General features: G+C 58.5%; 11 protein-coding genes and 1 tRNA gene. 4 read left to right on the top strand and 8 right to left on the bottom strand.

Features of this window, described 5'->3' with window-relative positions:
* Positions 1–253 precede the first annotated feature (253 nt).
* Positions 254–343 (bottom strand) — tRNA-Ser (locus PLD_RS24345).
* A 319-nt stretch (positions 344–662) separates the two neighbouring features.
* On the opposite strand from PLD_RS24345, the gene PLD_RS24340 reads away from it, so the two are divergent.
* The 3 genes from PLD_RS24340 (at position 663) to PLD_RS24330 (ending at position 3407) form a co-directional block, all read left to right on the top strand.
* The gene (locus PLD_RS24340; protein WP_159897271.1) at positions 663–1352 is read left to right on the top strand and encodes a crotonase/enoyl-CoA hydratase family protein; all 690 of its coding nucleotides are present in this window, start codon (positions 663–665) and stop codon (positions 1350–1352) included.
* Between the two features lie 214 nt (positions 1353–1566).
* Positions 1567–2289 (top strand): 1-acyl-sn-glycerol-3-phosphate acyltransferase, encoded by a 723-nt coding sequence (locus PLD_RS24335; RefSeq protein WP_159897270.1) that lies wholly within the window; start codon positions 1567–1569, stop codon positions 2287–2289.
* A 146-nt stretch (positions 2290–2435) separates the two neighbouring features.
* On the top strand, positions 2436–3407 hold the full coding sequence (locus PLD_RS24330; RefSeq protein WP_159897269.1) for a magnesium and cobalt transport protein CorA: 972 nt from the start codon (positions 2436–2438) through the stop codon (positions 3405–3407).
* A 40-nt stretch (positions 3408–3447) separates the two neighbouring features.
* On the opposite strand, the gene PLD_RS24325 is transcribed toward PLD_RS24330, so the two are convergent.
* The 3 genes from PLD_RS24325 to PLD_RS24315 all read right to left on the bottom strand — a co-directional run bounded on the left by PLD_RS24325 (position 3448) and on the right by PLD_RS24315 (position 7651).
* Positions 3448–4170 carry an amidotransferase gene (locus PLD_RS24325; protein ID WP_159897268.1) on the bottom strand — a complete coding sequence of 241 codons (723 nt, stop codon included), beginning with the start codon at positions 4168–4170 and terminating at the stop codon, positions 3448–3450.
* A gap of 105 nt (positions 4171–4275) precedes the next feature.
* A complete protein-coding gene (locus PLD_RS24320) occupies positions 4276–6420 on the bottom strand; it encodes a 3-hydroxyacyl-CoA dehydrogenase NAD-binding domain-containing protein (protein WP_159897267.1) in 2145 nt (714 codons plus the stop codon).
* A 25-nt stretch (positions 6421–6445) separates the two neighbouring features.
* The gene (locus PLD_RS24315) at positions 6446–7651 is read right to left on the bottom strand and encodes an acetyl-CoA C-acetyltransferase (protein ID WP_159897266.1); all 1206 of its coding nucleotides are present in this window, start codon (positions 7649–7651) and stop codon (positions 6446–6448) included.
* Between the two features lie 792 nt (positions 7652–8443).
* Between PLD_RS24315 and PLD_RS24310 the strand changes: the two genes are divergently transcribed.
* Positions 8444–9250: a cytochrome c gene (locus tag PLD_RS24310; RefSeq protein ID WP_159897265.1), complete on the top strand. Its 807-nt coding sequence runs from the start codon at positions 8444–8446 to the stop codon at positions 9248–9250.
* Positions 9251–9666: 416 nt separating this feature from the next.
* Here the strand turns inward: PLD_RS24310 and PLD_RS24305 are convergent, their stop codons facing one another.
* The 4 genes from PLD_RS24305 to PLD_RS24290 form a co-directional block, all read right to left on the bottom strand.
* Complete coding sequence (locus PLD_RS24305) at positions 9667–10005, bottom strand: ribonuclease E inhibitor RraB (RefSeq protein ID WP_159897264.1); 339 nt, start codon at positions 10003–10005, stop codon at positions 9667–9669.
* 213 nt (positions 10006–10218) lie between these two features.
* Positions 10219–10452, bottom strand: coding sequence for a hypothetical protein (locus PLD_RS24300; RefSeq protein WP_159897263.1), 234 nt, complete (start codon positions 10450–10452; stop codon positions 10219–10221).
* A gap of 123 nt (positions 10453–10575) precedes the next feature.
* Positions 10576–11798, bottom strand: a protein-coding gene (locus tag PLD_RS24295; RefSeq protein WP_159889365.1) for an IS3 family transposase whose coding sequence is annotated in 2 segments (ribosomal slippage) — positions 10576–11435 and positions 11435–11798 — 1224 coding nt in all. Because the reading frame shifts where the segments join, the coding sequence is not laid out codon by codon here.
* A 111-nt stretch (positions 11799–11909) separates the two neighbouring features.
* The gene (locus tag PLD_RS24290) at positions 11910–12518 is read right to left on the bottom strand and encodes an START domain-containing protein (RefSeq protein ID WP_159897262.1); all 609 of its coding nucleotides are present in this window, start codon (positions 12516–12518) and stop codon (positions 11910–11912) included.
* Positions 12519–12534 lie beyond the last annotated feature (16 nt).

The raw sequence follows: 12534 nt of genomic DNA, 5'->3' as shown, positions 1-12534 counted from the left end.
CAAATCAGTGCCGAACTCTGATCAGGGCGTAGAAGCGAAACCAAGCTAATGAGAGGTTCTGGGCAAAAATACAACGTCTTTGATCTTGAGCTGCTTACAAACGCAGACCTGCCTCAGCGGTTGCGATCCGGGTATTGACGGCGAAAAATAGCCCGCACTCTCACATCAGTCCCATGGGGCCATTTTTTAGACACCAAAAACCACAAACCCCCGACTTTCTCTAGGAAAATCAGGGGTTTGCGTTTACTTAATGTGGCGGTGAAGGAGAGATTCGAACTCTCGATACAGTTTCCTGTATACACACTTTCCAGGCGTGCTCCTTAAGCCACTCGGACACTTCACCGTATCTCGTCAAACCGATTCAGTCTGTCGAGGCGCGCTAATGTAGTCGATAGCTTTTCAGATGGCAAACTTTTTTTTCAGAATTTTCATGCGCTTAAGGCAAATCCCTGCTCAGGGGAAATGCGCGCAGCACGCCGAACAAGGCAAACCGGCCAATCTTCAGCCGAGCGTACGCCTATATAGAAGAAACCAAACGGTAGCCACAGCACTGTGCAGGCCCATGCAAGCCCCCCAGCCTGACTCACCAGTCAGTCACAGTGCTTTACCAGATCTATTGGGGTGGGTAACTTCTGCTGCACTTCAATACAAGGAATTGCGTCATGAGTGAATTGATTTCCTACCATCTCGAAGACGGTATCGCGACCCTGACCTTGAGCAATGGCAAGGTCAATGCCATCTCCCCGGACGTGATTGCCGCCTTCAATGGCGCCCTGGACCAGGCCACCGCTGACCGTGCGGTGGTGATCATCACCGGTCAGCCGGGGATTCTCTCGGGCGGCTACGATCTCAAGGTCATGACTGCCGGCCCCAAGGAGGCGATCTCACTGGTGGCCCAGGGCTCGACCCTGGCCCGCCGCCTGCTGTCTCACCCGTTCCCAGTGATCGTCGCTTGTCCGGGACACGCGGTGGCCAAAGGGGCTTTCCTGTTGCTGTCGGCGGACTACCGTATCGGTGTCGACGGCCCTTTCAGCATCGGTCTCAACGAGGTGCAGATTGGAATGACCATGCACCACGCCGGGATCGAGCTGGCCCGTGACCGTCTGCGGCGCTCGGCTTTCCATCGTTCGGTAATCAACGGTGAGATGTTCGACCCGCAAAACGCCGTGGACGCTGGCTTCCTCGACAAGGTGGTGAGCGCCGAGGAGCTGCAAGGCGCGGCTCTGACCGCTGCGCGCCAGTTGAAAAAGATCAATATGCTGGCCCACAAGAACACCAAGCTGAAGGTTCGCAAGGCGCTGCTGGACAATCTCGACAACGCGATCATCCTCGACCAGGAACACATCGTCTGAGGCCGCTGCGCAGTCTGGATCAGCCCGGCCTGCGTGTCGGGCTTTTTCTTTTCGTATCGGTACAAACGTACCAAAGGCTCTAAACCGCCGTTAACGGGCGCCCTTGGAAACATGCACTCAAACATCGCCCATCTCCTGGCCAAGAACGGCAATTGCCGAAAACAGTGCACATCCGTACACTGCGCCACCTTTTTGCCGCAGGTGAGCTGTTTAGATGCTGTATCTGTTTCGTATGTCGTTGATGGGCTTGCACTTTATCGTCGCGGGTAGCTTGGGCCTGCTGTTGGGACTGTGCCGCCCCTTCAACCCGGATAACAGCCGCCTATGCGCCCGCCTCTACGCCTGGCCAGCCATGTGCATCCTGCGCCTGCGGGTCAAGGCCGAGGTCGGTCCATTGATGGACAAACCGCATAGCTGCGTGATCATCGCCAACCACCAGTCCAACTACGATCTGTTCGTGCTGGGCAATGTGGTACCACCGCGCACGGTGTGCATCGGCAAGAAAAGCTTGAAGTGGGTACCACTGTTCGGTCAGTTGTTTTGGTTGGCGGGCAATGTCCTGATCGACCGCGGCAATCCGCACAAGGCCAGGCGTTCGATGCTGACCACTACCCACACCCTGCAAAACAAGAACACCTCGATCTGGGTCTTCCCAGAAGGCACGCGTAACCTTGGCGAAGCACTGCTGCCGTTCAAGAAAGGCGCGTTCCAAATGGCGATCGCCGCGGGGGTGCCGATCGTCCCGGTGTGCGTCAGCAGTTACATCAAGCTCATGAACCTGAACCGTTGGCACAGCGGCAAGATCCTCATTCGCTCGCTGCCGGCGATCCCTACCGTGGGATTGACCCTGGATGACATGCCCGCGCTGATCGCTCAATGCCGCGAACAGATGCACGACTGCATCGCCAGCATGGATCGACAGCTGCAATCGGCCTGACCCGTATCGATCCCATCAGCCCGCCTTGTGCGGGCTTTTATTGGTCTGCGAACTCAAGCGTCGATAGCGACTTTGATGCTGCGCGCAAGCTAAGCTGCAGCAGATCGAGCGCCCTCACACTGAGTAAGAAGAAGTGAATCGCAACCATGGGTAGAGTTGTTGCTGCTGCCGTCTATAGCGGCGGAAAGAGAATCACCGATATCAGCCTCGACGAAGGGGCTGCCTGGGCCGCCAAACCCGGTCACTTCGTGTGGATCGGCCTGGAAGAGCCCAACGCTCACGAACTGGCGAACCTGCAACGTCAGTTCAACCTGCATGAACTGGCCATCGAAGACGCCCTGGAAAAACACAGCCGCCCCAAGCTGGAAACCTTCGGCGATGCACTGTTCATCGTCACCTACTCACCCGTGCGAACCGACGGCAAGCTGGAGTTCATCGAAACCCACATTTTCGCCGGCAACGGTTACATCATCACGGCCCGTAACGGCCACTCGGCGTCCTACGGCTATGTCCGCCAGCGCTGCGAGGCGCGCCCCTTGCTGCTGGAGCATGGCGAGGACTTCGTCCTCTACGCCTTGCTGGACTTCGTCACCGAAAACTACCAGCCAGTCAGCGAAGCCATCCACGGGGAAATCGACGAACTGGAACGCAATGTACTGTGCAATTCACTGAACGAGCGGGATATCCAGAACCTCCACGGCCTGCGCCGCGACGTATTGCGCCTGCGCCGACATGTGGCGCCGCTGGTGGAGATCAGCGAGGAACTGCAGAAACTCAGCTTTCCGTTCATCGACAAGAACATGCGGCCGTATTTCCGTGACGTGCAGATTCATGTCACGCGGCAGATGGAAGACCTTTCGACCCTGCGCGACATCGCCAGCCAGACCATCGAAATCGGCGTCCTGCTCGAAGCGTCACGGCAGAGCATCGTACAACGCAAATTTGCCGCCTGGGCGGCGATCCTGGCGTTTCCAACAGCGGTGGCAGGGATCTATGGAATGAACTTCCACAACATGCCGGAGCTGAGCTGGCACTACGGCTACTTCGGCGTGCTGGGTTTTATCAGCGTGGGTTGTGTCGGTTTATGGGCCAGCTTCAAGCGTTCAGGCTGGCTCTGAAGGGAAGGCCCTACGCCTTTGCAACAGGGCCGAATCCCGGTCACGCAACGTCGGGTTTGTGAGCGACAAAGCGCATCATCCATTCCGCGACGGTGGTGCCGTGATGATCGCGCTCAAGGCTGGCCACGCCCTCCTGGTAGATCTGTTCACCAAGAAACTCATGGCGCAGATCCAGCAGAGCCCGGGAATAATCGTGGATGAACTCCGGGTGCCCCTGGAAGCACAGCACCTGATCGTTGATGTGATACGCGGCATACGGGCAGAAGTCACTAGAGGCGATCACGGTCGCGTTTTCCGGCAGCGCGGTGACTTGGTCCTGATGGCTGATCAACAGCGTCAACTCCTCCACCAACGGACTCATCCACGGCGCCTTGGCTGCCAGTTTGTAGTTGTGGGTACCCACGCCCCAGCCCTGGTTCGCCCGCTCACTCTTGCCCCCCAGCAACAGCGCTAGCAACTGATGACCGAAACAGATACCCAGCAGCTTATCGCCACGCTCATAGCGGCCCAGCAGGTAGGTTTTGAGGGTTTGGATCCAGGGGTCGGAGCCGAAGGAATCGGCCTTGCTGCCGGTCACCAGGTAGGCGTCGAACGCCAACTCATCCGCGGGATAGTCGCCCTGGACCACGTTGTAAACGCTGAACTCGGCGGCGATGGGCTGCTGGGAAAACAGGCGCTGGAACATCTGCCCGTATCCCTGATATTGATCGACCAGTTCGGGACGCAGGATATCGGTTTCAAGAATGCAGATGCGTAGCGACATAAAAAATTCCTGACAAGGCGATGGCAATAATGAACGCTCCAGAGCCTGCCTTGAAATACCACGGCAAGGCAAGTGCCGGAGCGGCTCATTTCATACCTGCACCGGTCAGAACGACTGCCCCTGACGAGCCTTTTCCAACAGCAGGGCTGGCGGGGCGAAACGCTCGCCATACTGCTCCGCCAGATACTGCGCACGGGCGACGAAATCCTTCACCCCGTACTGGTTGATGAACTGCAGGGCACCACCGCTCCAAGCGGCGAAACCAATGCCGAAGATCGAGCCGACATTGGCATCCGCAGTAGACTGCAACACCCCCTCCTCCACACAGCGCACGGTTTCAATGGCCTGGATGAACAGCAGTCGATCGCGTACATCCTGGGGCGAGATCTGCCCGTCGGCGCGATAGAAGCGCGTGTGCAACTGTGGCCACAAGTGCTTCTGGCCACAGGCCGGGTAATCGTAGAAACCACCGCCGGCGGCCTTGCCCGCACGCTTGTAGTCGTCGAGCAACTGATCGATCACGGCAAACGCCGGATGCTCGATAGGCGGCTTACCTTCAGCCTCCAGGTCCTTGGCGGTCTGCTGACGGATGTGACTCATCAGGCTAAGGGAGACTTCATCGGCAATCGCCAGCGGCCCCACCGGCATCCCGGCCTTGCGTGCCTCGGTTTCGATCAGCGGCGCGGCAATGCCTTCGCCGAGCATGGCGATGCCTTCATTGGTGAAGGTGCCGAATACCCGGGAGGTGAAGAAACCGCGGCTGTCGTTGACCACGATCGGGGTCTTGTTGATCTGCAGCACGAAGTCGAATCCACGGGCCAGGGTCGCATCGCTGGTCTGCGCACCCCTGATGATTTCCACAAGGGGCATCTTTTCCACCGGGCTGAAGAAGTGCAGGCCGATGAACTTGTCTGGATTGGGCACCGCCGTGGCCAGTCCGGTGATGGGCAGGGTCGAAGTGTTAGAAGCGATCACCGCTTCACCGCCGACCACCTGCTGCGCCACCTGGGAGACCTTGGCCTTGAGCGCGCGGTCCTCGAATACCGCCTCGATGATCAGGTCGCAACCGGCCAGGTCGGCGTCCTCGGCGGTGGCATGGATGCGCGCCAGGGTCGCGTCACGCTGCTCGCGGCTCAGTTGCCCGCGGGCCAGCTTTTTCTCCAGCAGCGCCGCCGAGTGGGCCTTGCCCTTCTCTGCCGCCTCTACGCTGATGTCCTTGAGCACCACCTCGATGCCCGCCACTGCGCTGACGTAGGCAATCCCCGCCCCCATCATCCCGGCCCCCAGCACCCCGAGTTTTTTTGTGGCCTGCGGCGCGATACCTTGAGGCCGCGAGCCACCGGCATTGATTTCATTGAGCTGGAACCAGAAGGTGCCGATCATGTTCTTCGCCACCTGACCGGTGGTCAACTCGGTGAAGTAACGAGCCTCGATCAATTGCGCGGTATCAAAATCGACCTGAGCACCTTCGACGGCAGCGCAGAGGATCTTCTCCGGCGCGGGGAAGCAACCCTGGGTCTTGGCCCGCAGGACCGACGGCGCAATCGCCAGCATCTGCGCCACTTTCGGATGGGATGGTGCGCCTCCAGGAATCTGATAACCGTGCACATCCCAGGGCTGCCTGGCAGCGGGGTTAGCCTGGATCCAGGCCCGAGCCTTGGCCAGCAGATCGTCACGGCCGGCTGCCAACTCATCGATCAAACCAGCCTGCAACGCCTGCTGCGGACGTAGTTTCTTGCCTTCCAACAGATACGGCAGGGCCTTTTCCAGACCGAGCATGCGCACCATGCGCACCACGCCACCACCACCGGGCAGCAGGCCCAAGGTGACTTCCGGCAGGCCGATCCGCAGCGTGTCGTCATCCAGCGCAATACGGTGATGGCAAGCCAGACAGATCTCCCAACCACCGCCCAGGGCCGCGCCATTGATGGCCGCCACCACGGGCTTCCCCAGGGTTTCCAGTGCCCGCAGTTGGCCCTTGAGGAGCAATAGGCGGTCATAGAAGGCTTGGGCTTCTGGCTTGCCGATCTTGATCAGTTCGTTGAGGTCTCCACCGGCAAAAAAGGTCTTTTTCGCCGAGGTGATGATGACCCCGGCAATTGAATCCCGCTCGGCCTGTAGGCGGGCCACGGCACTCGCCATGGCCTGGCGGTACAGGGCGTTCATGGTGTTGGCACTCTGGCCCGGCATGTCGATGGTCAGGACGACGATCCGGTCCTGGCCTGTTTCGTAACGAATGGCATCGGTCATGAAAGGGGTTCCTTGAAATCGGGGCTCAGAGGCGTTCGATGATGGTGGCGATACCCATGCCGCCACCGACACAGAGGGTGGCCAGACCATAGCGCTGGCGCCGGGCTTCCAGTTCGTCTAGCAAGGTCCCGAGAATCGCGCAGCCGGTGGCGCCCAGAGGGTGCCCCATGGCAATGGAGCCGCCGTTGACGTTGACCTTGCTCGGATCGATGGCCATGTCCTTGATGAATTTGAGCACCACTGAGGCGAACGCTTCATTGACCTCGAACAGGTCGATGTCCTCGACCCGCAGCCCAGCCTTGGCCAACGCCTTGCGGGTCGCCGGTGCGGGGCCGGTGAGCATGATGGTCGGGTCGGTGCTGGTCACTGCACAGGCAACGATCCGCGCCCGGGGCTTGAGCCCCAACTCACGGCCCTTGGCTTCTGAACCGATGAGCATCAGCGCCGAGCCATCGACGATGCCCGAACTGTTACCGGGCGTGTGCACATGGTTGATGCGTTCCACATGGCTGTAGACCCGTAATGCGGTGGCATCAAAGCCCATCTGCCCCATCATCTCGAAGCTTGGCTTGAGACTACCCAGCCCCTCCATGGTTGAATCGGCACGGATGAACTCATCCTGGTCCAACAACACGATGCCATTCTGGTCCCGCACGGGCACCAGGGACTTGCTGAAAGCCCCGCGTGCCCGAGCCCGGGCGGCCTTTTGCTGGGACTCCAGGGCAAACTGGTCGACATCCAGGCGCGAGAAGCCTTCCAGGGTGGCAATCAGGTCGGCGCCAATCCCTTGCGGGGTGAAATGGCTGTGCATATTGGTTTCCGGGTCCAGCACCCAAGCACCACCGTCGCTGCCCATGGGCACTCGCGACATCGACTCGACGCCCCCCACCACCACCAGTTCCTCAAAGCCCGAGCGCACCTTCATCGCTCCCAGGTTGACGGCCTCCAGCCCAGAGGCACAGAACCGATTGATTTGCACACCAGCCACGCTCACGTCCCAATCCGCGGCCTGGACCGCAGTCTTAGCGATATCGGCGCCCTGATCGCCCACTGGCGTCACACAGCCCAGGACCACGTCGTCCACCTGGCTGGTGTCCAGCTCACAGCGTTGTTGCAGGGCCCGCAACAGGCCGGCCGCCAGGTTTACCGGCTTTACGCTGTACAAGGCGCCATCGGCCTTGCCTTTACCACGGGGCGTGCGCAATGCATCGAATATCAACGCTTGGGTCATGACGTCCTCGAACCGCTGTGCAGGGGAAATGTCGAGCTCCCACCTTAGGCGCGACAGCCATGGATTCAATGACCGATGCGCTCAGCCGCCTTGACGGTCGCGCTCAGACGAACGGTAGGTTGCTAAGGGATCAGCCGATGAAGGGTCGCAAGCTGTCTAGCCAAGGCTCGACCATCGTGCATGGAGGACCATTTATAGCCGTTTCAGAGAAACGGCTATAACTTCATACGAATTGGATCTAAGCCAGAGGATACAAGGCCCCTAAGGTAGAAACTGTAGAAAGTCTCAGAGGAAATCTGCACTGAGACTGATAGGAAAAAGGACACATAGCCGGCGCATCGTGCAAGACACCAACCGGCATGCATTGATGCTCAGGAATAACAACAAAAGGCATTCAGCCATGTTCAAGCATTCGAAAGTACGTCAGGCGGGGCTCATTCTTTTCGCAACCACGTTGCTGTTGATCTTGCCGAACCTTACCAAGGTGGTCGGCTGATCTGTGACTGCCCGATCAACGCATTAAACAGCCAGCTTCCGCTTTCAGCGGGAGTGGGTGATTGTGTGCCTGCCTTCTGAGCAACACGAAAGAGAAGGCGCATGAGCGATTGGATTGCATCGGGGCGCTTTCTTGAACACTGGCATCAAGATCATTGCCGTCCAACGCAACTATTTCGGTATCGTGAACCCTAACCGCTGCCAACAACTTCGGGACGCCCTGTTCACCCCTGTACCGCGACCAGAGCATGCGCTTCCCGACAACGAACCTACTGACGACGAACCGACGGCCATCCCTTGAAAGCTCTACTTATTTGCGCTGCTCTGCTCGTGAGCTCCCCGCTGTACGCTGCACAACTGCTGATCGACTTGGGCTCCGGCGGCCATACTTGGCAGACCGATGAGCTGCTTCAGCACCCTGAAGCCCGGGATATCACCCTCAACAACGATGTGTCCTACAAGCGTGATATGCGGTACCGCGCGGTGCCTATAGCGAGCCTGCTCAAAGGCCTGCAACCCCAGGATCATCTGCAGGCTGTGGCCCTGGACGGTTTTGCCGCAGAACTGAGCGCAGCGCCCCTGCTCAATCGCCAAGGCGCCCAAGCCTGGCTGGCCATTGAAGACCCAGCCAAGCCCTGGCCGGCACTGGCTACAGGCAAGCCCAGCGCAGGCCCCTTCTACCTGGTCTGGAGTAACCCTGAGGCCGGGCACATCAGCCCGGAGCAATGGCCGTTCCAGGTGGCACGCCTCCAACGCCTGGCACCTGTGGCACAGCGCTTCCCGGCGCTGAACCCGGATCCAAAGCTGGCGGCGAACGATCCGGTCAACCAGGGCTTTGCCTTGTTCCAGAAGAACTGCCTGGCCTGCCACCGACTCAATGGCGCCGGCGACTCGCAATTGGGTCCAGACCTGAATAGTCCCTACAGCCCCACCGAATACTTCGGTGACGACTTTCTCAAGCGCTATATCCGCGATCCGCAGAGCCTGAGGCGCTGGCCACAAGCGAAGATGCCGGGCTTCAACAGCAACGTGCTGCCGGATGCGGAGCTGGAGTTGCTGCTGGGCTACCTCAGGCACATGGCCGGACGTAAGCAGTTTCCTTGAGCCCCCACGCACCAGAAGCAGACTTGTCGCCGCCCAGTGGCAGTGAAGCTCATCACCGCCTGCACCTGAGCCGCTGACCTGCACACTGGCGCCACCTGGCCACGCAGATCAGCAAACCTCACACCACCGCCACGAAGGTTTAGGCTATCCGCGACATAGAAAAAGTTGATTTCAGCACCAGACCGCTCACGCCGATAATCGCTCCCATCGAACCGACGCCTCACCAAGCCTGATGAAGCCGCTGCAACCTTGATCTCGCCGCTGCCCCCCGGGCAGGGCCTGCCCCTCATCACGGGCCTGAACAGCCTTCCCTTTAGCCACCCTCCGGGGTGGTTTTTTATCTTTACAGGGCCTGGAAATGCAATTGGCCGACCCGGGGGGTCAGCCAATGTGCAGCCTCACCATCTGAACGCGGGCTAGATCAGCCGACGAACCTCATGCTTCACGCCCCAACCTTCAATGATGCCACCCAAGGGCTCGACCACTGCCTCGAAGTCCTGTTCAAAATCCCCAATGCCGCCATGGGTGGCGTACATCACCTTACTCAGTTCCAGGTACCAGGCGCCGTCGTCACGCACGCTGACCTGGGCATTCAAGGATTCACCGCGAAAATGTCCTGCCGCCCTGCGCGCCCGCTCCTCATCCGGGAAAATGGCGTAGAACTCGATGGGATGGAATCGTGAAAAGTCAAAACCGCCTTCTTTCATGCGGCGCAGCACGCTGCTGCTGATGTCTTCTTGAAAGGCTGTGCTCATGAAACGTCCTCCTAAAACCGATGGATAGACTTTCCGTACTTCCCGACTCGCAGGCCAGAGAGACCAGCATCACAACCCAGGGCGGGCCATCAGGAAACAAGCATGGAGCTGACAAGATCAGAGCTTAGCGAAGAATTCGCCGATCTCGTTTGCAGATTAGCGCCAACATTTGGCCGCCGCCAGAAATGGTTGTTGGAACACTCTCTGTTCCTATTAGATCGGCGTGATGCTGAGAATCTGAATACTGTTCTGCTCTCTCAAACTCCTGAGCGTCGGCGCCTCGGTGCGCCCATCCAGGTCGTTGAGATCCAACTCGGCGCTGATCGGCAGTAGTTTGGCCCGCACCCACTGCGCAGCACGCTCCATCGTCGGCGGCTCATCGCAATCGAAGAGCTCGACGGACTGGACACCATGATCATCAACGAAAGTGACTTGCCACTTTTGCATCAGTGCCTCCTCGATAGCCCCATAAGTGGGCTGACGGCATCTCGACACTGGTTTTAAGAGAAACGTTCCGCCCCCGGCGCCCTGCACGTGTCTAGTCCTGAAATAGGTTGACACTTGTTTCACTCAAAACGCCCGATGCACCGCATCGGGCGTTTTGTATTTGAGCGCTAGATGGGGTCGCTCAGCGTTATAAATTGATACCGACTCACTCACCATCTTCCTTGCATGCGCCAAGTTCTCTGGTCGATGAAACAGAAACTCTGTCTTCAAGATCCCATTCACCCGCTCCGCCAAAGCATTCTGGTAGCAGTCATAACCGTCCGTCATCGAACAACGGATTCCGTGTTTGGCATGCAGCGCCTGATAAAGCGCAGAACAGTATTGGCTACCCCGATCCGAGTGATGCACCAACGGTAATTCGGTTTGACGCTGCTTCACGGCACTGCGCAGCGCTCGTATTACCGACTCGGTCCGTAAGTTTTCATGGACGTGATAACCCACAATCTTGCGCGAGTAAGCGTCGGTCACAAGACTCAGATACGCCACACCTTCGCGAGTGGGTAGATAGGTGATGTCGGCCACCCAGACCTGCTCCGGACCATTTGGCACCACTTGATCAGGGCCGGATTTAAGCAGGTTTGGATGGCGCCGGAAGCGATGATGACTGTCGGTAGTCTTATGGTAAGCACGCTTGCGAGCCACCAGCAGGCGATGTTCGCGCAAGATTGCAAACAGCCGATCACGGCCTACTTGAAGTTCAAGCAGGGGCTGGCAATGCAGCAGATGGTGCAGCTTGCGGGTGCCCAAGCGGGGCTGGTGCAAGCGCTTGTATTGGACGAAATCCATCACTCTCTGGTCGAGGGTCAAGCGCGCGTCCTGAGCTTGGTTGCGCTTGTAGTAGGCCTGTCGGCTAATCCCCATGAACTGGCAAGCCCTACTGATACTCAGGTCCTGGATTTGCTTTTGCGTGAGGACTTGCCGGGACGCTTTTTTACGACGCTGATCCCGTAATCGTTCTTTAGAACATTGACTACCGCCTCAAGGAACTGGGCTTTCTGATTCGACAGCGCGAGCTGCGCTTCCAGCTCCTTGATACGTTGTTCCGGGGTTAACGGCAGGGCGGGCTCATTCACGGAAATGGTCCTCGAAGAGCGAATTGAAGCGCCTTGGCTCCAGTCCTGGAGGCCATGCTTGCGCAACCAGACCAGAACAGTTGATCGACCTTGGATACCGTAGCGCTGTTGAGCCTCTTTATAACTCAACTCGCCTTTTTCGACCTGATCCACCACGGCCAGTTTAAAAGCCAGCGTGTAATCACTCTGCGTGCGCTTGATCTCAGTGCTCATCACCCTCTCCTTGAATAAGGTCAGAAGGTGTCAACCTTATTCAGGACGGGACAACGACAATAAAAAGGCCGCCCGAAGGCAGCCTTGGTAACCCCGTGAGTGCTCAACCAATCACGGCTTTTCGGCCAGGACCTTGAGCGCCTTCAAGGTATTGAAGGGCGCGTCCACCACAAACTTATTGGCCAGCCACGACGGCACGCTGCCACCCGGCTCGGTATGCACCTGATAAATCACTTCCACCTGATCGGCGCCCTTGGGTACGAACTTCCAGTAGCCCTCAATCTGAGCCACTCGCACGAAACCTTTTTCTTCGGGAATATAGCTAGGCACACCTTCAAGCTTACGGGTCAGTGTGCCGTCGGCGGCTTCACTGGTGGTGATGTGCAGCACCGAATCACGGGCGGTGACCGGCCATGGGGTGTTGAACTGGGTGTAAGTCCAGGTTTGATCGCCCTCGTGCTTGAGCAGCTTCTGGGTCTTGCACTCATGAATCCAGGAGCAAGCGCCGACCACGTCTTCCTGCAGCGCGCGAAGCTTGGCGATGGAGGTTTTCATGGTGGTGACACCACGGTAAGCCTTGTACTTAGAGCCGGCCACGTCACTCAAGGACACCTTGATACCGTCCTGATCCTTGGCGGTTTGCCAGTCTTCGGCCTGGGCCGTCGCCGTTAACAGCACGGTTAAACCACAGAGCATTGCCATTCGATGCAGCGAACCCATTGTCTTATTCCTTATT

It is taken from the genome of Pseudomonas sp. LD120 (assembly GCF_009861525.1).
Lineage (GTDB): Bacteria > Pseudomonadota > Gammaproteobacteria > Pseudomonadales > Pseudomonadaceae > Aquipseudomonas.
Note: the sequence above shows the minus strand (reverse complement) of the source record. Positions and strands in the feature narration are given on the sequence as shown.